The sequence below is a fragment of the Nonomuraea turkmeniaca genome (assembly GCF_005889735.1).
Taxonomy (GTDB): domain Bacteria; phylum Actinomycetota; class Actinomycetes; order Streptosporangiales; family Streptosporangiaceae; genus Nonomuraea; species Nonomuraea turkmeniaca.
Window position 1 is genome coordinate 13,576 of the sequence record NZ_VCKY01000071.1, and the last position, 23,573, is coordinate 37,148.

Annotated in this window: 23 protein-coding genes; 8 read left to right on the forward strand and 15 right to left on the reverse strand. The window is 70.0% G+C overall.

From position 1 onward, the window contains the following. Window positions 1-22 precede the first annotated feature (22 nt). The 3 genes from dut to ETD86_RS21800 form a co-directional block, all read right to left on the reverse strand. Entirely contained in the window at window positions 23-463 is a 441-nt protein-coding gene (dut, locus tag ETD86_RS21790; protein ID WP_138668000.1) for a dUTP diphosphatase, read from the reverse strand. After that, on the reverse strand, window positions 460-1,014 hold the full coding sequence (locus ETD86_RS21795) for a PaaI family thioesterase (RefSeq protein ID WP_138668001.1): 555 nt from the start codon (window positions 1,012-1,014) through the stop codon (window positions 460-462). The genes dut and ETD86_RS21795 overlap by 4 nt, the downstream gene beginning before the upstream one ends. 110 nt (window positions 1,015-1,124) lie before the next feature. After that, window positions 1,125-2,360: an AI-2E family transporter gene (locus ETD86_RS21800; RefSeq protein WP_246148070.1), complete on the reverse strand. Its 1,236-nt coding sequence runs from the start codon at window positions 2,358-2,360 to the stop codon at window positions 1,125-1,127. Window positions 2,361-2,558: 198 nt separating this feature from the next. On the opposite strand from ETD86_RS21800, the gene ETD86_RS21805 reads away from it, so the two are divergent. Next, window positions 2,559-3,944: an RNA-guided endonuclease InsQ/TnpB family protein gene (locus ETD86_RS21805; protein ID WP_211370219.1), complete on the forward strand. Its 1,386-nt coding sequence runs from the start codon at window positions 2,559-2,561 to the stop codon at window positions 3,942-3,944. Between the two features lie 39 nt (window positions 3,945-3,983). Next, window positions 3,984-4,115: a hypothetical protein gene (locus tag ETD86_RS59185; protein ID WP_281286944.1), complete on the forward strand. Its 132-nt coding sequence runs from the start codon at window positions 3,984-3,986 to the stop codon at window positions 4,113-4,115. Here the strand turns inward: ETD86_RS59185 and ETD86_RS21810 are convergent. After that, window positions 4,093-5,325, reverse strand: coding sequence for an MFS transporter (locus ETD86_RS21810; RefSeq protein ID WP_246148071.1), 1,233 nt, complete (start codon window positions 5,323-5,325; stop codon window positions 4,093-4,095). The two genes, ETD86_RS59185 and ETD86_RS21810, sit on opposite strands and share 23 nt — an antisense overlap. 57 nt (window positions 5,326-5,382) lie before the next feature. Between ETD86_RS21810 and ETD86_RS21815 the strand changes: the two genes are divergently transcribed. Next, window positions 5,383-5,901 (forward strand): ArsR/SmtB family transcription factor, encoded by a 519-nt coding sequence (locus tag ETD86_RS21815; protein WP_138668003.1) that lies wholly within the window; start codon window positions 5,383-5,385, stop codon window positions 5,899-5,901. 41 nt (window positions 5,902-5,942) lie between these two features. Here ETD86_RS21815 and valS read toward each other — a convergent pair whose 3' ends face one another. Then, entirely contained in the window at window positions 5,943-8,453 is a 2,511-nt protein-coding gene (gene valS / locus ETD86_RS21820; RefSeq protein ID WP_246148072.1) for a valine--tRNA ligase, read from the reverse strand. A gap of 78 nt (window positions 8,454-8,531) precedes the next feature. Here valS and ETD86_RS21825 point away from each other — a divergent pair, with 78 nt between their 5' ends. After that, window positions 8,532-8,816, forward strand: coding sequence for a DUF4235 domain-containing protein (locus tag ETD86_RS21825; RefSeq protein ID WP_138668004.1), 285 nt, complete (start codon window positions 8,532-8,534; stop codon window positions 8,814-8,816). Here the strand turns inward: ETD86_RS21825 and ETD86_RS21830 are convergent. The 4 genes from ETD86_RS21830 to paaN all read right to left on the reverse strand — a co-directional run bounded on the left by ETD86_RS21830 (window position 8,749) and on the right by paaN (window position 14,405). Continuing rightward, complete coding sequence (locus ETD86_RS21830) at window positions 8,749-10,182, reverse strand: alpha,alpha-trehalose-phosphate synthase (UDP-forming) (RefSeq protein ID WP_138668005.1); 1,434 nt, start codon at window positions 10,180-10,182, stop codon at window positions 8,749-8,751. The two genes, ETD86_RS21825 and ETD86_RS21830, sit on opposite strands and share 68 nt — an antisense overlap. Window positions 10,183-10,196: 14 nt before the next feature. After that, the gene (locus tag ETD86_RS21835) at window positions 10,197-11,741 is read right to left on the reverse strand and encodes an FAD-dependent monooxygenase (protein ID WP_138668006.1); all 1,545 of its coding nucleotides are present in this window, start codon (window positions 11,739-11,741) and stop codon (window positions 10,197-10,199) included. Further along, window positions 11,738-12,685, reverse strand: a complete 948-nt coding sequence (locus tag ETD86_RS21840) for an MBL fold metallo-hydrolase (RefSeq protein ID WP_138668007.1) — start codon at window positions 12,683-12,685, stop codon at window positions 11,738-11,740. The genes ETD86_RS21835 and ETD86_RS21840 overlap by 4 nt, the downstream gene beginning before the upstream one ends. Before the next feature lie 73 nt (window positions 12,686-12,758). Further along, the gene (gene paaN / locus ETD86_RS21845; protein ID WP_138668008.1) at window positions 12,759-14,405 is read right to left on the reverse strand and encodes a phenylacetic acid degradation protein PaaN; all 1,647 of its coding nucleotides are present in this window, start codon (window positions 14,403-14,405) and stop codon (window positions 12,759-12,761) included. Between the two features lie 100 nt (window positions 14,406-14,505). On the opposite strand from paaN, the gene paaI reads away from it, so the two are divergent. From paaI to ETD86_RS21860, 3 genes are read left to right on the forward strand one after another with little or no spacing between them, the layout of a single operon-like run. After that, window positions 14,506-14,874, forward strand: coding sequence for a hydroxyphenylacetyl-CoA thioesterase PaaI (paaI, locus tag ETD86_RS21850; protein ID WP_138668023.1), 369 nt, complete (start codon window positions 14,506-14,508; stop codon window positions 14,872-14,874). A gap of 34 nt (window positions 14,875-14,908) precedes the next feature. After that, a complete protein-coding gene (gene paaK / locus ETD86_RS21855) occupies window positions 14,909-16,204 on the forward strand; it encodes a phenylacetate--CoA ligase PaaK (RefSeq protein WP_138668009.1) in 1,296 nt (431 codons plus the stop codon). A gap of 27 nt (window positions 16,205-16,231) precedes the next feature. Further along, a complete protein-coding gene (locus tag ETD86_RS21860; protein ID WP_138668010.1) occupies window positions 16,232-16,828 on the forward strand; it encodes a TetR/AcrR family transcriptional regulator in 597 nt (198 codons plus the stop codon). On the opposite strand, the gene ETD86_RS21865 is transcribed toward ETD86_RS21860, so the two are convergent. The 4 genes from ETD86_RS21865 to ETD86_RS21880 all read right to left on the reverse strand — a co-directional run bounded on the left by ETD86_RS21865 (window position 16,817) and on the right by ETD86_RS21880 (window position 20,277). After that, window positions 16,817-17,617, reverse strand: coding sequence for a hypothetical protein (locus tag ETD86_RS21865; protein ID WP_246148073.1), 801 nt, complete (start codon window positions 17,615-17,617; stop codon window positions 16,817-16,819). The two genes, ETD86_RS21860 and ETD86_RS21865, sit on opposite strands and share 12 nt — an antisense overlap. 79 nt (window positions 17,618-17,696) lie before the next feature. Continuing rightward, window positions 17,697-17,996, reverse strand: coding sequence for a DUF4193 domain-containing protein (locus tag ETD86_RS21870; RefSeq protein ID WP_020542847.1), 300 nt, complete (start codon window positions 17,994-17,996; stop codon window positions 17,697-17,699). Between the two features lie 320 nt (window positions 17,997-18,316). Then, window positions 18,317-19,585, reverse strand: coding sequence for a sensor histidine kinase (locus ETD86_RS21875; protein ID WP_138668025.1), 1,269 nt, complete (start codon window positions 19,583-19,585; stop codon window positions 18,317-18,319). A gap of 38 nt (window positions 19,586-19,623) precedes the next feature. After that, window positions 19,624-20,277 (reverse strand): response regulator transcription factor, encoded by a 654-nt coding sequence (locus tag ETD86_RS21880; RefSeq protein WP_138668011.1) that lies wholly within the window; start codon window positions 20,275-20,277, stop codon window positions 19,624-19,626. Between the two features lie 234 nt (window positions 20,278-20,511). On the opposite strand from ETD86_RS21880, the gene ETD86_RS55330 reads away from it, so the two are divergent. Beyond that, entirely contained in the window at window positions 20,512-20,676 is a 165-nt protein-coding gene (locus ETD86_RS55330) for a hypothetical protein (RefSeq protein ID WP_170223195.1), read from the forward strand. Window positions 20,677-20,736: 60 nt separating this feature from the next. Here the strand turns inward: ETD86_RS55330 and ETD86_RS21885 are convergent, their stop codons facing one another. Both ETD86_RS21885 and ETD86_RS21890 read right to left on the reverse strand, forming a co-directional pair. Beyond that, window positions 20,737-21,525: an inositol monophosphatase family protein gene (locus ETD86_RS21885; RefSeq protein WP_138668012.1), complete on the reverse strand. Its 789-nt coding sequence runs from the start codon at window positions 21,523-21,525 to the stop codon at window positions 20,737-20,739. After that, window positions 21,525-23,543, reverse strand: a complete 2,019-nt coding sequence (locus tag ETD86_RS21890) for a S9 family peptidase (protein WP_138668026.1) — start codon at window positions 23,541-23,543, stop codon at window positions 21,525-21,527. The genes ETD86_RS21885 and ETD86_RS21890 overlap by 1 nt, the downstream gene beginning before the upstream one ends. Between the last annotated feature and the right edge of the window lie 30 nt (window positions 23,544-23,573).

A 23,573-nucleotide genomic window follows, 5' to 3' on the forward strand; every position in this document is an offset into this window, starting at 1 on the left:
GGGCCGCGGAACGGCCCGACTTTCAACGTCCCGTGGATCCGAAGCCGTTCGCGCCGCGTACCGAACCCGGCAGGCGCTCGACCTCGTAGAAGGCCGCGCGCTCGACCCGCTGGATCACGAGCTGCGCCACCCGGTCGCCGCGCTGGAGCCGGAACGGCTCCTTGGCGTCCGTGTTGATCAACGTCACCTTGATCTCGCCCCGGTAGCCCGCGTCGACCGTGCCGGGCGCGTTGACCATCGTGACCCCGTGCCTGACCGCCAGTCCCGAACGCGGATGCACGAACGCCGCGTAGCCGTCGGGAAGGGCGATCGCCACGCCCGTGCCGACGACGGCCCGCTCACCGGGCAGCAGCTCGACGCCTTCAGCCGCGTAGAGGTCGGCGCCCGCGTCTCCAGGATGGGCGTAGGACGGCATCGGCAGCTCGACGTCGAGCCGGTGGATGAGGACCTCCACGTTGCTCAAGGGTTCACCTCGTAGTCCTGGTGCTCTGCGGCGATGGCGGCCAGGTCACCGTGCTGGGCGAAGTGCTCCATGCTCACCTCGATGAACAGCGCTGCGGCACGGACGGCGACCGGTCCGTCGGGGGCGCCGATGCGCCCCTCAGCCTCAAGGTACGCCTTCCTGCCCGCGATGCCGTTGCACCAGGCGCGCAGGTGGAGTGTCGTGCCCACGGGAACGGGGAGAAGGAAGTCGGTCTCCAGCCGTCCCGTCACATACGGCTTGTGGAACAGGTAAACGGACATTCCGATGACCTCGTCCATGGCGGCGGCCAGCACTCCGCCGTGCGCCAGCATCGGCGCTCCCTGGTGCGCCTCCCCCACCGTGAACTCCGCCTCGACGGTGGTGCCGTCGGGGGTCCTGGCCGTGAGGTGCAGGCCGGTCGGGTGGTCGGTGCCGCAGCCGAAGCAGCGGCTGTAGTGGGAGCCCAGGTCGGTGCCCGGCGGCGGCGCGTCGGGGTGGGCCGCCGGCGTGCCGGCGTCCGGCGGCGGGGTCGTGAGGGAGGAACGGGTCACGGGTGACGAGGTTACTCCGTGTCCACGCCCCGCCGGTCCTCGCTCCGCGCTCCGCGCCGGCCCTCGCGCCACCGGTCGCCGGTCCGGCCTTCGCCTCCCCGGCCCTCGCGTCACCGGTCGCCGGTCCGGCCCTCGCCTCCCTGGCCCCCTGGCTCCGTTTCGCCTCCGGCAGGAGTCCCGCCCGCCGTGGGAGGCACGTCCTGGCCGGACGGGGGTCCGGACCCGGGCGCCGGGCGGGACGGCTCGCCGCCGTCCGGGGGCTCGGCATGGTCCTCAGGTGGCGGCGGCAGGGCCGGTGGCTCGTGCCGGAGCTCCGGCAGTGCCCGGTAGAGCACCGCCGCCACCGGAACGGCCACGGCGGCCCCCGCGATGCCCGCCAGGATGCCCCCGATGGACAGCACCAGGATGATCGCCAGCGGATGGAAGTTGAGCGCCCGCCCCACGATGAGCGGCTGCAGCACGTGGTTCTCCAGTTGCTGCTCCACGATGAGGATGCCGAGGAAGACCAGCGCGAGCACCAGTCCCTTCGCGCCCAGCGTGACGAGCGTGGCCACCGTGCCGGCGAAGAAGATGCCGACGATCGGGATGAAACTGGCGAAGAAGATCAGCACCGCCAGCGGCGCCCACAGCGGCACCCCCATGCCGGCCAGCACGATGCCCATGATCAGGCCGTGCACCGCGGCCACCGCCACGGTGCCCTGCACGTAGTGGGAGAGCGTCGTCCACGCGGCCCGCCCGGCCCGGTCCACGCGCGGCGCCATCCGGCCGAACCCCCGCAGGAACCACCCCCAGATCCGGTCGCCGTCCTTGAGCAGGAAGAACGTCACGAACAGCAGCAGCACGATGGACGCGAGCACCTCGAGCGCGGCCGCGCCGGCGCTCAGGACGGTGCCGGTGATGGCATTACGTTGTGTGTTGACGAGGTTGGCGATCTCGTCGACGTAAGCCGTGATCTGCGCCTGCTCGAGGTGCAGCGGGCCGGTGATCAGCCACTCCTGCACGTCGCGAGCGGTCGCCTGCACCTGCGTGACCAGGTTGGGGAACTCCTCGCTGGCCCGCGCCCCGACCAGCCAGCCGGTGCCGATGAGCACGGTCAGGGCCACCAGCATGGTGAGCCAGGTGGCGTAGATCGGCCGCATGCCCGCCTGGCGCAGGCTGTTGGTCAACGGGAACAGCAGCGCGGTCAGCAGCAACGCGATCGCCACCGGCAGCGCCACGAACGTCAGCCGGGCGATGACCAGGGCGAAGAAGTAGACGACCACGCCGACGAGGATCAGGCACACGCACCACGCGGCCATCTTCGCCAGCACGGGCGGCACGAGTTTGGTTGGGCGGTCCGGCAGCACGTGTTCAAGACTGGCATGTCCGGGCCGCGGATGCGCGCCGATAAACGCCGGGCGCGGCTCACAAGCCGAAGATCGGGCCTGTGTAAGGGGTGGCCGGACGCTGAACCTGACACCCCTTTTCGAAAACAGTATGGAAAACATCGGTGACAATAGGTTACCATCGCGATGGGTGATGATTACGTGACAGGAGGTGCTCGAATGGCGATCCGCCGCTCCACCACCGCAGAGCAAGGCCTGCCTTCGGCGGTGCAACTGCGGCTCGCGCCCACTCTGGCCCCGCAACCTGGTCTCCAGGAGCGGAAGTTCGGGCATCGCGCCCGGCTGGCGCTGACGCCTGCCCAGATCCGCCTCATTGACGAGCAGGCGCACGCGGCCCGCGCGCTGTGGAACCTGCTGCACGATTGGTGGACCATGCTGGCCAAACACCAGCGCTCCTTGGCCGCGGCCGACGCGGCGATCCGGCAGGCCCGCAAAGAGATCGAGTGGCTCGCCGTGCTGCCTGCCCAGGCCGCGCAGGCCGTCCTCAAGACGTACTACCAGGCGTGGAAGAACTGCTGGGAGGGCCGCGCCCACCCGCCCACCTTCAAGGCCCGCTTCCACACGGTGATGTCGGTGGACATCCCGCAGGGCCGCGACCTGCAGATCACGCGGGTGCACCGCCGCTGGGGCATGGTCACCATCCCCAAGGTCGGCCGAGTTCGGTTCCGCTGGACCAAGGACTTGCCCGCCGGCGCGAAGGCCGACGCCGGCAACCGGATCACCGGGGCCCGGCTGGTCAAGGACGCGCTCGGCTGGCACGTCGCCTTCCGCGTCCAGACCCTCCACCCCATGCCCGAGCCCCACCAAGGGCCGCAGGTTGGCATCGATGCCGGTGTGAGCGTGCCGCTGGCCCTGTCGGACGGCAACCATCACACCCACGAGCAATGGAGGTCCACCTGCGATAAGTCGAACGCCTGGCTGACCGGCAGGGAACAGGCCACGCTACTGGCGCTGGAGCGGCGGGCGGCCCACCGCAAGAGCTTGCGAAAGCAGGGCGAGCGCACCTCGCACCGGCTGCGGGCCACCTACGACCGGATCGCCAGCCTGCGCGCGAGAGCCAAGCGCCGGGCGATCGACTGGCAGCACCAGACCACCACCGAGATCGCCCGCACCTACGGCGTCATCGTAGTGGAAGACCTGGCCATCACGAACATGGTCACCTCCGCCAAGGGCACCGTCGAGGCCCCGGGCAAGAACGTCGCCCAAAAGTCCGGCCTGAACCGCTCCATCAACCAGGAGGCGTGGGGCCGCACCGTGACGATGCTGACGTACAAGGCCGCACGCTATGGCGGCGTCCTGCACAAGGTGCCCGCCCCGGGCACCTCCCAGCGCTGCTCGGCCTGCGGGTTCACCATCCCGGGCAGCCGACAGAGCCAGGCCGTGTTCGCGTGTAAGAACCCCGGCTGCGGCTGGCGCGGCAACGCCGACCACAATGCCGCCCGGAACATCTTGCACCTGTATCGGATGGGCCTTGCGCTCGTCCCGGCTGCCGGGAGGGCAGTCGTCAGGCGCGCTCGCCGCGTCAAGCCCGCCACCGCAAGGTAGGAGGGAATCTCCTCCGTCACGGAGGAGAGCACTTCAAAAGTGCCGCCTGCAGCCGCCGACCGGCTGGCCGAGCGGGCCATCGGGAAGGGCCTGTACGGCTCCTGGCGGCCGTCGGCGGACGAGCGGGCCCGGCTGAAGCAGATCTTCCCTACCGGGGTGTGCGACTACTGACGGGCAGCTCGCGCATCGAGCGCAGGGGCGAGGTGACCAGCCACAGGAAGGCCAGGCAGGCGCCGACCGCGGCGACCAGCAACGTGTTCCTGATCCCGATCACCTCGCCCAGCACGCCGCCGAGCAACCCGCCCAGCGGCAGCGTCCCCCAGACGAGGAAGCGGATGGTGGCGTTCATCCGGCCGAGCAGGGGCTCGGGCGTGATGGCCTGGCGGAAGCTGACCTGGGTGACGTTGTAGACCACCACGCCGGCCCCGACGAAGAACTCGTACAGCACGAACAGCACCAGCCGCCAGTCGGCCTCCAGCCACGCCACCACGAACGTCAGCGGCGCGGGCAGCACGATGGCCAGCCACATCGTCGGCCCCTGCCCGAGCCGCCGGGCGATCCTGGCGTTGACCAGCGCGCCGGCGAGCCCGCCGACCCCGCCCGCGGCCAGGAGCAGCCCGATCGTGCCCGCGGCCAGCCCGAGCTCCCTGGCCAGCAGCAGCAGGATCACCGGTTGGGCCATCGCCGCGAACAGGTTCGAGGTGGCCGTACAGGCCGCGATGCGGCGCAGCAGCGGGTTCCCGAGCACGAATCTGACGCCTTCGGCGATCTCCCGGCCCAGGTGGCCGCGGCGCGCCTGTTGAGGCGCCTCACGCTTGCGGATCGTCCCCAGGCACAGCGCCGACCAGGCGAACCCGGCCACGGTGGCGGCCAGCGCGAAGGGCGCAGTGAGGAACTGGATCAGGTATCCGCCCGCGCCGGGTCCGCCGAGCTGGGCCACCGTGCGCACGACCTCCAGCGAGGAGTTGCCCGCCACGAGCCGCTCCCGCCCGACCAGGTGCGGCAGGTAGCTCTGGTAGGCGACATCGAAGAACACGGTGAACACCCCGAGCACGAGCGCCACCGCGTACAGCTGGTGGATCGTCAGCGCGTCCAGCCACCACGCCAGCGGCACGGACGCGAGCGCCCCCGCCCGTGCCCAGTCGGCGACGACCATGACGACGCGTTTGCGCAGCCGGTCCACGATGGCGCCCGCGGGCAGCCCGATCACCACGAACGCCAGCGTCTGGCATGCGGCCAGCAGGCCCACCTCGAACGCCGAGACACGCAGCGCCGACACGGCCACCAGCGGCAGGGCCAGCATGAGGATCTGGCTGCCCGCCTGGCTGGCGGTGTCGGCGAGGAACAGGCGGCGGAAGTCGTGATCGCGTAACAGGCTCACCCGGCCAAGCATCCATGACCGATTGAGAAAAATCAATCGGCTATAGGGTGGCCGTCCATGGGCACCAAACGCCGCCCCGCCACCGAGGCCGAGGCCCGCGCGCTGGCCTCAGCCGTGCGGCTGCGCATTCTGCGGCTCTGCCTCGACCAGGCGCTGACCAACAAGGAGATCGCCGGCCGTCTCGACGCGAACCCGGCCACCACGCTCCACCATGTGCGCAAGCTGGTCGAGACGGGCTTCCTGGGCGCCGAGCCCAGCCGTCCCGGGCCGCGCGGCTCGACCGAGATCCCCTACCGGGCCACCGGCAAGTCATGGGAGATGGACGTCCGCGAGAGCGGCGTGATGGGGGGCAGGGCGGCGATGCTCAATGCGTTCCTCGAGGAGATCAAGCTCGTCGACGTCGAGGAGAGCGACTTCACCAGACTGGGGCTCAGGCTCACCGCCGAAGGGCTCGCCGAGTTGCAGGGGCGGCTGCAAGAGGTGTTCGAGGAGTTCCGCGAGCGGCCGCCGTCGCCGGACGGGGAGGCGTACTCGCTGTTCGTCGCGCTCCACCGCGACGTGGCCCGCGACGCGTGAAGAGAGCGGGGGACGTGGGGTCCCCCGCTCTCACCACCAGCTCAGCCCAGGTGGACCTCGACCGTCAGCTCCTCACCGTGGTCGAGCACGAACTCCTCGACGTTGCCCGCCGCGCACAGATCGTCCTGCGCCTGCCGCACCAGCTCGATCTCAGGGCCCGTGACCGTCAGCCGGGACACCTCGGCCCGCATCGACAGCTTGGCCTCCGACTTGGCCTTGCGCACCCGCCTGAGCACCTCTGAGGCCACGGCGAGGACGGCCGGGTTCCCCGGTCCCTGCTCGACGGCCGGCCACGGCGCTCGGTGCACCGAGCCCTCCCGCCACCAGGACCAGACCTCTTCGGTCACGAACGGCAGGAACGGCGCGAACAGCCGCAGCAGCACGTCGAGCGCCTGCCGCAGCGCCGTGTGGGCGGAGGCGGACCCGGCGTACGCCCGCGCCTTGACGAGCTCCAGGTAGTCGTCGCAGAACGCCCAGAAGAAGCGCTCCACGGCCTCCAGGGCCCTGGTGTGGTCGTAGGCGTCGAACGCCTCGCCGGCCTCGCGCACGGCCTCCGACAGCGCCGCCAGCATCGCCAGGTCGAGCGGCTCGGTGACGCTGTTTGATTCCGGACCGTCGGTCAAAGCCAGGCCGAGCACGAACTTGGACGCGTTCAAGATCTTGATGGCGAGCCGCCGCCCGATCTTGAGCTGCCCGACGTCGAACGCGGTGTCCACGCCGTAGCGGCCGTTGGCCGCCCAGTAACGCACGGCGTCGGAGCCGTGCTGCTCCAGCAGGGCCATGGGCGTGACCACGTTGCCCTTGGACTTGGACATCTTCTTGCGGTCGGGGTCGAGGATCCAGCCGGAGATCGCGACGTCGCGCCAGGGCAGACCGCCGAACTCGTGGTGCGACCTGACCACGGTCGAGAACAGCCAGGTGCGGATGATCTCGTGGGCCTGCGGCCGCAGGTCGGCCGGGAAGACCCGCTTGAACAGGTCGTCGTCGGTCTCCCAGCGGCCGGCGATCTGCGGCGTCAGCGACGAGGTGGCCCAGGTGTCCATGACGTCCGGGTCGGCCATGAACCCGCCGGGCACGCCGCGCTGGTCCTCGGTGTAGCCGGGCGGCACGTCGGAGGACGGGTCGATCGGCAGTGTGTCCTCCGGCGGCACGATCGGGGCGTCGTGGACCGGCTGCCCGGACTCGTCGACCGGATACCACACTGGGAACGGCACGCCGAAGAACCGCTGGCGGGAGATCAGCCAGTCGCCGGTGAGCCCCTCGACCCAGTTGTCGTAGCGCACCCGCATGTGCGGCGGGTGCCAGTCCAGCTCCCGCCCGCGCCCCAGCAGCTGCTGACGCAGCTCCTCGTCCCTGCCGCCGTTGCGGATGTACCACTGACGGGTGGTGACGATCTCCAGCGGCTTGTCGCCGCGCTCGTAGAACTTCACCGTCCGCGCGACCGGCCGCGGCTCGCCCTCCAGGTCGCCGGACTCGCGCAGCATCTCCACGATCCGCTCGCGCGCGCTGTGCACGGTCTTACCGGCCAGCTCCTTGTACGGCTCCGCGTCCACACCCTCGGGCGGCTCGGGCAGCAGCCGCCCGTCCCAGCCGATGACCGGCCGGGTCGGCAGCCGCAGCTCCCGCCACCAGGTGACGTCGGTGATGTCGCCGAACGTGCAGATCATCGCGATGCCCGAGCCCTTGTCCGGCTCGGCCAGGTGGTGCGCCAGCACCGGCACCTCGACCCCGAACAGCGGCGTCAGCACCGACGTGCCGAACAGCTCCTTGTAGCGCTCGTCGTCGGGGTGCGCGACCAGCGCCACGCACGCCGGGATGAGCTCGGGCCTGGTCGTCTCGATCCAGACGGGACCCTGCTCGCCGTAGAACGAGATCCGGTGGAAGGCGCCCGGCCACTCCCGGTCCTCCAGCTCGGCCTGCGCGACCGCGGTGCGGAAGCTGACGTCCCACAAGGTCGGAGCCTCGGCCAGGTACGCCTCGCCGCGCGCCAGGTTACGCAGGAACGCCCGCTGGGACACCGCCCGCGCCTCATCGCCGATCGTCGTGTAGAGCAGCGACCAGTCCACCGACAGGCCGACCCGCCGCCACACCTCCTCGAACGCCTGCTCGTCGAGCGCGGTCAACTGGTGGCACAACTCCACGAAGTTGCGCCGCGAGATCGAGATCTCGCGTTTGCCGGGCTTCTCCGGTGGAACGAAGTCCGGGTCGTACGGCAGCGACGGATCGCAGCGCACGCCGTAGACGCTCTGCACCCGCCGCTCCGTGGGCAGGCCGTTGTCGTCCCAGCCGATCGGGTAGAAGACCGCTTTGCCGATCATCCGCTGGTAGCGGGCCATGATGTCGGTGTGGGTGAAGGAGAAGACGTGACCGACGTGCAGCGATCCCGACACGGTCGGCGGCGGCGTGTCGATCGCGTAGACCTGATCGCGCGGCTTGGACCGGTCGAAGCGGTAGGTGTCGTCGGCCTCCCAGCGAGCTACCCATACCTGCTCCAAGCCATCGAGAGTGGGCTTGTCCGGCATGGATGCATGGCGTAGTCGCTGTTGAGTCATGCCTCCTTATGGTACGGCTTCACGGGCTCGGCCCGCGGTACAGACTAGTGTTCGTTACATATGGGGAAGGAGATCGGCATGGCGGACGACAAGCCCGACGTGGCCTGGCGGATCATCGGCGGCCTCGTGGGTCTGGCGACGGGGTGGGCGATGAAAAAGCTCCTCGGGTTCGTCTGGGTGAAGACGACCGGCAAGGAGCCGCCGGTCGACACAGAGTCGCCCGAGGTCAGCATGGGCGAGGCCATCGGCTACGCCGTGCTCATGGGCGTCGGCATGTCCGTGGCGCAGATCGTGGTCAACCGGACCGCCAAGAAGCGCTACGACGCGTGGAAGTCTCTGAAGCAGGTGACTCCAGGGCAGTGAGGAACTCACTGGCCCAGCGGTCCACGTCGTAGGTGGCGACCCGGCGGCGCATCGTACGCATCCGCCGGGCGAGCTCGTGCGGCGTGGCCCGCATCGCGGCCAGCATCTGCCGCTTGACGTCCTCGACGTCGTACGGATTGACCAGATAGGCCTGGCGCAGCTCGTCGGCGGCCCCGGCGAACTCGCTGAGCACCAGCCCGCCGTGCAGGTCGTGATGGCAGGAGATGTACTCCTTGGCCACCAGGTTCATGCCGTCCCGCAGCGGGGTCACGACCATGACGTCGGCGGCGAGATACAGCGCGGCCAGCTCCTCGTGGTCGTAGGACTGGTGGAAGTACACGATCGGCTGGTAGCCGAGCTGCGCGTGCTCGCCGTTGATCCGCCCGACCTGCAGCTCGATGTCGTCGCGCAGCCGGCGGTACTCCTCCACCCGCTCCCTGCTCGGCGTGGCGATCTGCACGAACACCGCCTCGCCCGACTGGAGCCGCCCGTCCTTCAGCAGCTCGCCGAAGGCTTCCAGCCGCTGGCCGATGCCCTTGGTGTAGTCCAGGCGGTCCACGCCGAGCAGCACGTGCTCGGGATCGCCGAGCTCCACCCTGATCTCCTTGGCCCGCGCCTCGACGTGCGGCTCGCGGACGAGCGAGTCGAGCTGCCCGAAGTCCACGGAGATCGGGAACGCCTGCGTCTGCACGATGCGGTCGTCGAGGAAGATCTCGTTCCCCTTGTACGGCAGCCCGAGCAGCCGCCGGCACAACCGGCGGAAGTTGGAAGCCCCGCCGGGCAGCTGGAAGCCGACCAGGTCGGCCCCGAGCAGGCCCTCCACCAGCTCCTTGCGCCACGGCAACCGCCAGAACAGCTCGACCGGCGGGAACGGGATGTGCAGGAAGAACCCGATCCGCAGATCCGGCCTGAGCCTGCGCAGCATGGCAGGCACCAGCTGGAGCTGGTAGTCCTGCACCCACACGACCGCGCCTTCCTCGGCCGCGTCCGCGGCGGCGTTGGCGAAGCGCTCGTTGACCTCCCGGTAGGTCTCCCACATCGCCCGGTCGAACACCGGCGGCGCCACGACGTCGTGGTAGAGCGGCCACAGCGTGGCGTTGGAGAAGCCCTCGTAGTAGAGCTCCACCTCGGTGGCCGACAGCGGGACCGGGATCAAGTTCATGCCGTCCTGCTCGAACGGCTCCAGCTTCTCATCAGGCGCCCCGTGCCAACCGGCCCAGGCTCCGTGGCGGCGTTGCATCACCGGCGCGATCGCCGTGACGAGCCCGCCGGGGCTCCTGCGCCACGAGGCCGTTCCGTCAGGCTCGATCGTCCTGTCCACTGGCAAGCGGTTCGCGACGATCAGAAACGAGCTCCGGCCAGTCACGCAGTTCCCTCCTCTTATGGGGTTATGTCAGGCGAGCCGCCCATGGCGCGGCTCAAGGCGGCCGCCACCGACTCCGGACCCGCGTGGGGGACGGTCGCGGCGACGTGGGAGTCGGGCCTGATGAGCCATGCCTCATCAGGCCCGGCGCCAAGCCTTTCACTGAGCGAGCCGGTTCCATCCATCTCCGCGAGCCCGCGTACGGCGAGCGGCGCCGTAGTGACCTTGCCCAGGACCTGCACAAACAAACTCGAATCGCACATATCACCCAGAAGTACTAGAAATCCATCCCGGCAGAACTCGCGCAATCGGCCGCCCGGAATTCCCATGTCCGGCAGGATCACGCCGGGCGCGGGCGGGCACAGCGCTCCCTTGGGCGGCCTGCCCGCGAAGGGCCGCGTCGGCTCGGGCGTGGTCAGCGGCGAGTCGACATACCAGTACGGCTCGGCGAAACGCCCGGAGTCCACCTCGGCGACCAGCCCGCCCTCCAGCACCGCCCGCCTGCGCATCCGCTCCTCCACGCTGCGGGGCGCGAGGAACCGCATGGTGGCGGCGGTGACCTCGAGGTTCTCCCGCGCGGCCGCGTGCCGCTCGAGGTGGTACGACTCCAGCAGGCTGTCCCCGGCCCAGCCGTTGAGCACGAAGGCCAGCTTCCACGCCGCGTTCTCGGCGTCGGGCACGCCGGAGTTGAGCCCGCGCGCGCCGAACGGGGCCACCAGATGGGCACAGTCGCCGGCCAGCAGGACCCGGCCGACCCGCATGCGGGAGGCGATGCGGGAGTGGAAGCGGTACGTGCTGTGCCAGATCAGCTCGTAGGGCCGGTCGCCAATGATTTGCCTGATTTTTCGCGAAATATCAGTCTTCGTTGGGATGAAGTCCGGCGCGATCTGCCAGTCGATCCTGAACGTGCCTCCCGGGCACGGGTGGATCAGCACCTGCCGTCCCGGGTTCCAGACGGGGTCGAAGTAGAAGCGCCGCTCGGTCTCCCACCCCGGCAGGTCGGCCTTGATGTCGCAGATCAGGAACTGGTCGTCGAACGTCTCCCCGTCGAACGTGACCCCGAGCGACTGGCGTACCTGCTGGGCCCGGGCCCCGGCGCAGACCAGCACGTACGGCGCACGCAGCAGCCGCTGCCCGCAGTGCGCCGTGACGCCTGAGGCGTCCTGCGTGAGGCCGGTGACCTCGTGGTTCCAGCGCACCTCGATGAGCGGCTGCCCGGCGATGGCCTCGTCGAGGATCTGCTCGGTGCGGGCCTGCGAGATGTTCACGAACGGCGGCATGGGGCCCTCCCGCTCGAACGACCAGGAGAACAGCTCGCGATCGCGGTAGTAGGTGCGGGCGGTCGTCCAGGTCAGCCCCTCCTCGGCCACCTTGCCCGCGCCCACGGCGGCCCAGATGTCGAGCACGTCCCGCTGCTGGCAGATGGAGCGCGACCCGGCCGCGTCCCGCTCCGGCCGCCGGTCCAGCACCAGGACCTGAATCCCCCAGCGGGCCAGCAACAACGCGGCGCTCTGCCCCACCGGACCCGCGCCGACCACGATGACCTGCGGTTCGGTGTTCATGACTGCAGCTCGTCCCAGACCTCGCGGTCGCGCTCGGCGGTCCAGACCCGCGGCCGCTCGACGCCGTGCAACTCGTCCCAGAGCCGGGAGACGTTGAACGGCAGGCAGTGCTCGAAGATCGGCCAGGCGCCGTAGCGCGGCTCCAACGCCCGGTAGGTGCCGGCGAACGCCTCCTTGAGGGTGCCCGCCGCGCTCACCTCGCGCAGCATGACCTGGAGGAAGTCGCGGGTCTGCGCGATGGCCGCGTCCACCCCCGCCTTGCCCCTCGCCACCGCTCCCCTGCCGCCGACCAGCGTCTCCGCGCCGAACGACGCCACCCGGTCGAGCGTCCCCGCGGACCATTCGCGGTGGAAGGCGTCACCGGTGTAGAGCGCGGCCTGCGACTCCACGAGGTCGCCGGCGAACATGATCCGCTGCCGCGGCAGCCACGCCACCAGATCCCCCTCGGTGTGGCCCCGGCCGCAGTAGGCCAGCACCAGGTCGCCTCGGTCGCCGCCCAGGTCGATGGTGAACCGGTCGCTGAACGTCGCCGTCGGCCACGTCAGGCCGGGGATCGACCCGGGCTCCTTGAACAGGCGGGGCATCCTGGCGTACTCGCTGGCCCAGTCCTGCTCACCGCGCTCGGCGATCAGCTCGCGGGTCTTGTCGTGCGTCACGATCACGTCCGCGCCGAACGCCGACGCGCCCAGCACCCGGACGGCGTGGTAGTGCGACAGCACCAGATACCTGATCGGCTTGTCGGTGTGCTCCCGCAGCCTGGTCAGCCACTCGCGGGCGGCCACCGGCGTGGCCAGGGCCTCGAAGCAGACGAGGAAGTCCTCGCCCTCGACGGCTCCCACGTTGGGGTCGCCCTCGGCGGTGAGCGCGTACACGCCGTCCGCCAGCACCTCCAGGGTCTGCCGCTTCTCGCCGAGATCCGCCGACGAGGCGAACGGCTTGGCCATGGCTCTCCTCCCGTCACCACTCGTACGATCCCTTTTCCCTCTCGCGGCCCCCTCTCGCGGCCCCCGGGTGGGGTCACGCCGGACGGCGGGACTGCACCACATGGAAGCGACCGGCCACGTAGCCGGGGTCGGTGAGGGACGCCGTGGCGGCCGGATTGGCGCCGGTGCCGTGGTAGTCACTGAAGGCGGCGGACTGGTTGACGAAAATGCCGCCCGTCAGGTTGCACGACAGGTTCACCCCCGCGTCCAGTGCGGCCCGCTCGGCCTGGTCGAGCACCTCCGGCGAGGTCGAGTACGCGGAAGCCGTCAGCGCGCCGCGCGCCTTGATCGTGCGGCGCAGCACCTCCAGGCTCTCCTCGGTCGAGGACGTCGGGATGACGAACGAGATGGGGCCGAAGTGCTCGCGGCCGTAGACGTCCGCGGCGGACGGGTCCACCCGGACGATCGCCGGCGTCCGGACGACCGCATCGGGGAACGACGGGTGCTGGATGGCCCGCGACGGCAGCACCACGTCCCCCAGCGAGGGTGCGGTCTCGACCCGCCCCAGGACGTCCGGGTTGACGATGGCGCCGGTCAGCTCGACCGCCCGCGCGTCGTCGCCGAGCAACGTGCCGACCGCCGCCGCCAACCCCGAGGCGACCTCGTCGAAGCTCTTGTGCCCCTCGTCCGTGTCGATCCCGCCGGCGGGAACGAGGATGTTCTGCGGCGCGGTGCACATCTGCCCGCTGTAGAGGGACAGGGAGAACGCCAGATTGCCCAGCATGCCCCGCCAGGAGCCGGTGGAGTCGATGACGACGGTGTTGACCCCGGCCTTCTCCGTGTGCACGAGGGCCTGGCGGGCGTTCTGCTCCAGCCAGTCGCCGAACTCGGTGGAGCCGGTGAAGTCGACGATGCGGACGTCCGGGTGCGTGGCCAGGGTCTTGGCCAGCCCCTGTCCTTCCTCGGCGGCCAGGGACACGAGGGCCGGGTCGAAGCCCGCCTCGGCCAGCACGTCGCGGGCGATCCGCACGGTGATCGCGAGCGGCAGCACGGCACGGGGATGCGGCTTGACGATCACGGGGTTGCCGGTGACGAGCGAGGCGAACAGCCCCGGGTACGCGTTCCATGTCGGGAACGTGTTGCACCCGATCACCAGCGCGACGCCCCTGGGCACGACCGTGAAGCGCTTGTCCATGACGAGCGGCTCGCCCTTGCCCGGCTTCTCCCAGTGGGCGACCTCCGCCGAGGAGGTCATGGCGGCGTAGCCGTACGCGACGGCCTCCAGCGCGCGGTCCTGCGCGTGCGGCCCACCGGCCTGGAACGCCATCACGAACGCCTGCCCGGTCGTGTGCTGCACCGCATTGGCGAGCTCGAAGCTGTGGTGGTTGATCCGGTTGACGATCTCGACGCAGACCAGGGCGCGGGTGCCGGGGCCGGCGTCCCGCCAGGCCGGCATCGCCGCCTTGGCGGCGCCGATGAGGTCCTCGACGACGGGCTCGGGGTAGGTGACGCCGAGCTCGATCCCGAACGGGGAGCGCTCGGCGCCGATCCAGGTGCCGGTGCCGGGCTGGTCGAGGGGGAACGGCTTGCCGAGATAGGACTCGAACGCCTCCTTGCCCCGCTCGGCCGCCCCTTCGCCGTACACGCGGGGGCTCGGCGACTCGGGATAGGCGCTCCAGTATCCCCGCCCGGCGATCGCGGAAAGAGCTTTCTCCAGGGTGTCGCGGTGCTGTTCGAACATATTTGCTCACCCTCTTGACAGAGATCGGCCAGACGGTGAAGTGTTTACCGAACATTCGGTCAGTTGACAAGGGAGACCGGCGTTGGAGAGCGCGCGTCGCATGATGGACGCCGACACCGCCTCCGCGGCCCTGGGCATCGAGCTGACGGAGCTGGCGGAGGGCCGGGCGGTGTGCCGCATGACCGTGACCGGCCAGATGATCAACGGACACGACCTGTGTCACGGCGGTTATGTCTTTCTGCTGGCCGACACGGCCTTCGCCTGCGCGTGCAACACGCGCGGGCCGGTGACGGTGGCGGCGGGCGCGGAGATCACGTTCGTCTCCCCCGCCCGCGTAGGCGACGTGCTGGTGGCGGAGGCCGCCGAGCGGACCCGCTACGGCCGCAGCGGCATCTACGACATCACGGTACGCAGGCCGGACGGCGAGGTGGTCGCGGAGTTCCGCGGCCGGAGCCGGGAACTGAGGTGACAGCGATGTCCGACGACCCGAGCCGGGAGCCGGGATGAGACACGGCGATTCCCCACGACCGGAAGAGCTCGACCCGATCGAGCGGGCGTCCCGCGACGAGCTCCTGGCGCTGCAGCTGGAGCGCCTGCAGTGGACGCTCAGCCACGCTTACAAAAATGTCCCCTTCTATCGGCAAAAGTTCGACAGCGTCGGCGTGCATCCGAGCGACTGCAAGGATCTCGGCGACCTGACGAAATTCCCCTTCACCACGAAGCAGGACCTGCGCGACCACTACCCGTTCGGCATGTTCGCCGTCCCCCGCGAGCAGGTGGCCCGCGTCCACGCCTCCAGCGGCACCACGGGGCAGCCGACCGTGGTGGGCTACACCAGGCGGGACATCGACCTCTGGGCGGACGTCATGGCCCGCTCGATCCGCGCCTCGGGCGGGCGGCCGGGTGACATCGTGCACGTCGCCTACGGTTACGGCCTGTTCACCGGCGGCCTGGGCGCGCACTACGGGGCCGAGCGGCTGGGCTGCACGGTGGTGCCGGTCTCGGGCGGGATGACGCCCAGGCAGGTGCGGCTGATCGCGGATCTGCGGCCCGACATCGTCATGGTGACGCCGTCGTACATGCTGGCCCTGCTCGACGAGTTCGCGGCGCAGGGGCTGGATCCGCGCGCGTCGTCACTGCGGATCGGGATCTTCGGCGCCGAGCCGTGGACCGAGCGCATGCGGGAGGAGATCGAGGACCGCTTCGACCTGCACGCCGTCGACATCTACGGGTTGTCGGAGGTGATCGGGCCTGGCGTGGCCGGCGAGTGCGTGGAGAGCAAGGACGGCCTGCACGTCTGGGAGGACCACTTCTATCCGGAGACGGTCGACCCGTTCACCGGGGAGCCGGCGGACGCGGGCGAGCTGGTGTTCACCAGCCTCACCAAGGAGGCCATGCCGGTCATCCGCTACCGCACGCGCGATCTGACCCGGTTGTTGCCGGGCACGGCACGGCCGGCGTTCCGGCGCATGGAGAAGGTGACGGGCCGCACGGACGACATGATCATCCTGCGCGGTGTGAACGTGTTCCCCACCCAGATCGAGGAGCTCGTGCTGCGGGTGCCGGGCCTGTCGCCACACTTCCAGCTGCACCTGACCCGCCCGGAGCGGCTCGACGTGATGACCGTCAGGGTCGAGGCGCGGCCAGGATTCGCGGATAGGGACGAGGCGGGCGAGGCGCTGCGGAAGGCGGTCAAGGACACCGTCGGCGTGCGGGTGGAGGTGGACGTGGTGGACCCGGAGACGCTGGAGCGGTCGGTGGGGAAGCTGAGACGGGTCATCGACTCGCGTCAAGGATAATTGGGTTACTCAAGGATAATTAGGCATATGGCTACCCCCACCTCCGCCCCTTCGCGCCGGCGCGGGCACGATCCCGAGTCCGTGTTGTCGATCGCCGTCGGCGTCTTCAACGAGCGCGGCTACGACGGGACGAGCATGGAGGACCTGGCCAGGGCGCTCGGCGTGACCAAGTCGGCGATCTACTACCACGTGCCGGGCAAGGAGCAGCTGCTGGCGCGGGCGCTCGACCGGGCGCTGGACGGGCTGTTCGAGCTGGCCGCCGACGAGCGGGCGGCCACGGGCGCGGCGATCGAGCGCCTGGAGTGGGTGGTGCGGCAGAGTGTGCGGCTCCTCATCGACCGGCTGCCGTACGTGACGCTGCTGCTCCGGGTACGTGGCAACAGCGCGACGGAGCTGGCGGCGCTGGAGCGGCGACAGGAGTTCGACGTCTTCGTCGGCGGGCTGGTCAGGGCGGCGGCGGAGGAGGGGACCGTCCGCCCTGACGTCGATCCGGCGCTGCTGACGCGGCTGTTGTTCGGCACCGTCAACTCGATCGCCGAGTGGTACCGGCCGGCACCGGGCGCGTCGGCGGAGGATCTTGCCGACGCGCTGGTCAAGATGGCCTTCGGCGGCCTACTGCGCTAGCTCGTCGCGGCGTGGCGGCGGGGGCAGCTTGCCGCGCAGATCGTTGCGTACGGCCTCGCCCAGCCTCTTGGTGGCGGCCCTGTTGAGCGCGCCACCGGCGACCGCCCCGGTGAGGAACGGGCCGAGCGTGGTCAGGTGGCGGCCGAGTGTCCGCAGGAGACGGTTGCGCAGGGCCGTCTTGGCGGCCGCACCGAACGCGAGCGAAACGGACGCGGGAGCGAGGGGGTCGATGCCGCGCTGTCTGGCCCAGGCCGAGGTGAACGCGACGGCGCGCTGGGCGCCGCTGCCCTGGACGCGTACGCCGTACACCTCGTGGAGCTCGGCCAGGAGCTTCACCTCGATGGCGGCGACGACAAGGGTCTCGGCGACGAGCTGCGCGGGGGCGGAGAGCAGAAGGGGTGGTGCGGCGAACTCGGCCGCCGCGAGCGCTCCGCCGATGGCGCCCACTGTCATCGTGGCCTTCTGCGCGGTGCGCACGAGGTCGTCGGCGAGTTGCTCGCCGGTCAGGCCGTGATGATGCTCGGAGAGTGCGTGCAGATCACGGATCGGAATGCGCGGCGCGATGTTGAGGAAGACGTCGGCCAGCCAGCGCCCCCGGCCCGCGCCGGTCTCGCGCGCCCTCTTGGCTCCCGCGGACAGGGCTTGGGCTAGTCGGCCGAGCAGCCTGCGCCGCTCGGCCGGCTCGAGCTCACCGGGCTCGGTGAGCTTACCGACGAGCTCGCCGACCTCCTTGTCGGAGTCGGCGATCTCGTTGCCTGGTTGTTGACGGTCTTTCTCCGGTACGGCCACGCGATGCCTCCGTCCTCATGGTCGACCGCTCAGGGTTCGCCGGCTCGCTTTCTCGCTGTCGTACCCTGAGCTACGGCGATCAGGCGGCGCATTCCCGGCAGACCTGCTGGCCGTTCTTCTCAGACGCCAGCTGGCTGCGGTGATGCACCAGGAAGCAGCGCGAGCAGGTGAACTCGTCGGCCTGGCGGGGAATCACCCGCAGGGAGAGCTCTTCGTTCGACAGATCCGCACCGGGCAGCTCGAGCGACTCGGCAAGGTCGGTCTCGTCGATGTCGATGCTGCCGGACGACTTGTCGGTGCGCCGCGCCTGGAGTTCCTGAAGGCTGTCCTCCCCCAGGTCGTCGTCGGTCTTGCGCGGGCTGTCGTAGTCGGTAGCCATTGTGCTTACTCCATCCCCCTCATCCATATGTCTTCGCGCTCGTCGCGCGTGTTCTAACGTCCAGGAGACCCATCTTGTGCCCGCTCCGCCGGGGAGATTTCCCATCGGTACCCCGCGGGAACGGACAACGAACCTCCCAACACGTCAGGGCCTGCTGCCGACGGCAATGGTTAGCCAAATATGGCGAAACCCACAGCCTTGGCGCCATGCACCACCGTGTTCGACGGCACATCCAACCACATGTACGGCGTCAATGAGACGCCCCCCGTGCCTCAACACGGCTTTCAACACGCGGACGAACGTTCTGGGAGCAACCGCGGTCAGCGCCTCGGCAGCCGAATGGTCACCACAAGTCCTCCACCATCACGTGGCACGGCGGCCACATTTCCGCCGTGAGCCTGCACGACCGCACGGACGATGGACAGCCCGAGACCCGATCCCTTGGCCGAATCCACGCGGTCGGCGTTGAGCCTCCTGAACGGCTCGAACAGGCTGTTCACCTCGTACGCCGGGACGTGTTGTCCCGTGTTGGCCACCTGAACAACCAAGACACCGTCCACCATTCCCGTCCGGATCCAGACTTTTCCGTTTTCCGGAATGTTGTACTTGATGGCGTTCTCGAGCAGGTTGCTGACGGAGCGCTCCAAGAGCACGGGATCGCCAATGGTAGGCGCGCTGACCAGATCGGTCGTGACCGTGACGTCGTGTTCCTCGGCGAAGGGCGCGAGCTGTTCCACGGCCGTCTGAGCGACTTCCCGGACGTCGACCGGTTTGCGTACGGCGAGTTCGCGCTCGCTCCTGGCGAGCAACAGCAGCCCTTCGATGAGCTTCTCGTTCCGCGCGTTGACTTCCAGGAGGGTACGGCCGAGCGCCTTGAGATCCTGCGACGCCTCTGGATCCGACAGGGCGATCTCGAGGACCGTCCGGTTAATGGTGAGGGGGGTGCGCAATTCGTGGGAGGCGTTGGCCACGAATCTGCGCTGGGTGTCGAAGGCGATGTTGAGCCTGGTGAGCATGGCGTCGAAGGTGTCGGCCAGCTCCTTCAGCTCGTCGTTGGGCCCCTGCAGGTCGATGCGCTGGTGGGCGAGCGTGCTCTCCGAGAGCTTGCGTGCCGTGACCGTCATCTGCGCGACCGGCCGCATGGCCCGGTCGGCGACGAAGTAGCCGAGGATGATCGCCAGGATCCCCACGCCCAGCAGCGCCATCAGCGAGCTGGTGAACAACGTGCTCTGCGCGGTCTCCACGGCCCGTTCCCTGGCCGCGCTCCACCGGTTCTGCATGATCGCGGCCGAGATCGCGTCGAGCTGGGAGGTGTCCAGCGGCAGCCACGCCTCCGCGATCGCCCTGCCGACGATGGCGTAGATCGAGTAGAGCAGGGCGGCCGAGGCCATGAAGAACAGCAGGCTGTAGGCCAGCGTCAGCCGCCAGCGGATGCTGACCCGCTCCGGCAGCGCCTTCACCCGCTCCATCGCGGTGCGCTGGATCGGCGCCTGCTCCGGCGGCGGCGGGCCGTCCCAGGCTGGCAACCCGCTGGGCGGCGGCGCCTCCTGCACCTGTCGTGCTTTCCGCGCCGAGTGCGGGCTGATCATCGGATGCGTCGGCCCCACTTGGCGCTCTTGCCCTTCGTTCACAACTTGTACCCAACCCCGGGCACAGTCTCGATCACCTGAGGCTCGCCCAGCTTCTTCCGCAGCGTCATCATGGTCACGCGGACCACGTTCGTGAACGGGTCGATGTTCTCGTCCCATGCCTTGTCCAGCAGGTCCTCCTGGCTGACCACGGCGCCCTCGGCCCGCATCAGCTCTTCCAGGACAGCGAACTCCTTCTTGGTCAGCACGACCTCCCTGCCGTCGCGCTCCACCAGCCGCTTGCCCGGGTCGAGCCGGATCCCGGCCCGCTCCAGCACGGGCGGCAGGGCGGGCGCCGAGCGGCGGCCGAGCGCCCGCACCCTGGCCACCAGCTCGATGAACACGAACGGCTTGGCCAGGTAGTCGTCGGCCCCCAGGCCGAGCCCCTCGACCTTGTCGTCCACATCGCCCGACGCGGTCAGCATGAGGATCCGCGAGGCGGTCCGCTGCTCGACCAGCTGCCGGCACACCTCGTCCCCGTGCACCACCGGCAGGTCCCGGTCCAGCACGATCACGTCGTAGTCGATGTAGGAGGTCCGTTCGAGCGCGCCACCGCCGTCATAGGCCACGTCCACCGCCATGGCCTCGCGCCTGAGCCCGGTCGCGATCGCATCGGCGAGCACCCGCTCGTCCTCTACCACCAGCACTCGCACGCCTGGTACACCTCTCTCCGATTCTGGACACTCATTCTGCCCACGGCCTCGATAAGCGCACGGTAAGGCATGTTCAGGGGTTGGTGGCCGGCAGGTGAGGCGGGGTACGGAGAAATTCATGTTTCGGGGGGCGATGACCCGGGGTATGCCTGCGGGACACCCATTGCCTGGACATCGACCGGCAATGGGCGCACATCGCCCGGACACGGAACGAACCCCTAGAGAGAAGGTGAGATGGGCGAGTTCACGACCACGATCGAAGACCGCCTCGACCAGGCTTACAAGGGCCTCCGGGAGGCCCGCAGCGTAGGCGACGAATACCTCGCCGACACGCTCACCGCCGAGATCGAGGACCTGCGCCGACTGGCGGACGATCACGGCATCGCGTTGCCCCGCTAGCCCACTCGGAACGGCCGGAGCCCCCTGGCTCCGGCCGTTTCCTGTTCTGCCCCGCTCAGCTCACGCGTCCCGCTCGGGGTCCAGCGTCATCAACAGGTCGTGCAACTCCTCGAACAGCCCGGGAGCCGCGCAGAGCGCGAACTCGGGGCTCACCGGCTTGCCGCGCAACCCGCCGAGCCGGGCCCCGGACTCGGTCGCCACCAGACCGGCGGCGGAGTAGTCCCACGGGTTGAGGCCCCGCTCGTAGTACGCGTCCGTCCGCCCAGCCGCCACCGAGCACAGGTCGATGGCGGCCGAGCCGCCGCGCCTGATGTCGCGCACCCGCGGCAGCACCGCCGCCACCACCTCGCCCTGCACGGCCCGTCTGGCCACCCTGTAGCCGAACCCGGTCGCCACGAGCGCCTGCGCCAGCGGCACCCCGGTGTTGCAGCGCAACCGCGCGCCGCCGAGCCAGGCGCCCTCACCGAGCGCCGCCGTGTAGACCTCGCCGCGCGTCGGGATGTTGACCACGCCGGCCACGACCTTGCCGCCGACCTCGACGGCGATGGACACCGCCCAGTCCGGCAGGCCGTACAGGAAGTTGACGGTGCCGTCGATGGGGTCGACGATCCACCGGACGTCGGACTCGCCCGGTTCCTCGCCGCCCTCCTCGCCGAGGATGCGGTCCCCGGGCCTGGCCGCCTGGATACGCTCGCGGATGAGCTCCTCGGACGCCGTGTCCAGAGCGGTGACCACGTCCGTGGGGCTGGACTTGGTCTCGATCTCCTCGGACATCGTGGGCCGTTTGGCGAGCAGCATGTCCCCCGCCTCGCGGGCGATGTCCTCGGCCAGCTTCAGGAAGCCGGTCATCACGCCACCGAGTCCGGGCGCTTCCACTCCTGGCCGAGCACGTGCTGGGCCAGGAAGGCGAGCACGGTCTCGTACCAGGCGATGATGTTGCCCGGCTTCAGGATCCAGTGGTTCTCGTCGGGGAAGTACAGGAACTTCGAGTCCACCTCGCTGCGGCGCAGGTCCCACCACAGGCGCAGGGCCTCGCCGATCGGCACGCGGTAGTCCTTGTCACCGTGGATGACGAGCATCGGCGTGGTGATCTTGTCGAGGGACAGATGCGGCGACAGCAGCTCGTACCGCTCGGAGCCGGGCGCGCCGAACTCGCGCTGCCAGTACATCGGGGCGTCGGTGGTGCCGGCGAACTGGTCGAGGTGCCACAACGAGGCGTGGGTGACGATGGCCTTGTAGCGGTCGCTGTGGCCGGCGATCCAGTTGGCCATGTAGCCGCCGAAGGAGCCGCCCATGGCGGCGACGCGCTCGCTGTCGATGTCGTCCCTGGCCAGGGCCACGTCCACGATCGCGTCGAGGTCGGCCTGGGTGCGCGGGCCCCAGTTGCCCCAGCCGCGGTCGATCATGTCCTGACCGTAACCGGTGGACATGCACGGGTCCGGCATCAACACGGCGTAACCCTGCTCGGCCATGATCCATGACTGCCAGCGCCACTGCCAGTCGTTCCAGGAGCCGAGGGGGCCGCCGTGGATGAACAGCACGAACGGCGCCGGGTCGGCGGCGGAAGCGCCCTCGGGCAGGGCGAGCCAGCCGCGGATCGTGGCGGCGTCATCGGCGGTGGCGGAGATCTCGGTGAGCGTGCCGCGCACCTCGGGCCGCGGGGCCGGCGAGGGCAGGTCGATGATCTCGCCGGTGGCCACGTCGATCCTGGCGGGGGCGGGGGCGAGGTTGACCGCGCTGCGCAGGGCGTACAGAAACCGGCCGTCGGCGGAGGCGTTGAGCCCGATGTAGGCGCAGTCGTCCTGGGTGAGCCTGGTCACTTCCCCGTGCTCATGGTCGCGCCCGCTTCGCTCCTCGTCGGCTCGTCCCTCGCCCTCTCGTCGCGAGCTCCTGCGCTCGTCCAACGACACGCGGAAGATCGGGCGGCGGCCGTGATGGTCGGCGGCGATGTAGACGGCCGAGGAGTCCGGCGCCCACTCGACGTCGGCCGCGAACAGGTCGGGCGCGTACGCGCGGCCCTCGCCGGTGGCCAGGTCCGCGATCCACAACTCGCTGCGGGCGGAGACGTCCGGGCCGGTGAACCGCTCCCGGGCGCAGGCCACCTTGCCGCCGTCCGGGGAGATCGCGATCGGGTGCGTGTAGTCGTAGCGGTCCTCGCTGAGGAACACGCGCCGCTCCCCCGTGGCCACGTCGATGGCCACCAGGTCGGTACGCCACTCGCCCTGCGGCAGATGCGTCCGCCACGTCGTGATCACGGTGGCGCCGTCCGGAGTCAGCTCGAACGTGGCGTCACGCAGTGCCTCGCCCGCGTCGGGCGTCAGGTCGCGCACGTCCTCGAGCCGGTCGTCGCCGAGCCGCGCGGCGAACAGCCGGGTACGGCCGGGCCCGAGGTCGTGGTCCCAGTAGCGGACCGTGACGCCCTCGTGCAGGACCGCGCTGGTCCCGGCGTCCTTGCGGGCCTTGCGCTTGTCCTCCTCGGCCGCCTCCTCGCCGTCCAGCACGTCGGAGGCGAACACGACCACGTCACCCGCGGTGCGTACCCCGCCGATCCCGCCGGGCCTGACGGCCACCTGGCGCGACTCGCCGCCGGCGCGGGGCAGCAGCCACAGGGCGGGGACCTCGTCGGTGGAGTCCTTGACGGTGGGGTCGGGGCGGGCGGAGGTGAACAGCACGTCGCCGGCGTCCGTGAAGACGGCGGCCGACTCGCCCTTGGCGGAGCGGGTGAGGCGGTAGGGATCGCCGTCGAGCGGAATCGCCCAGAGCGCGGTGCCGTACGACTTGCCGTCGGGGTTGAGTGACTGGACTGTCGAGATCAGCCTGGAGCCGTCAGGGGAGAGCCGCAGCGAGAGAACCCGAGGGATGGCCACATATTCACGTATGTCGGTAAATGCGCTCAC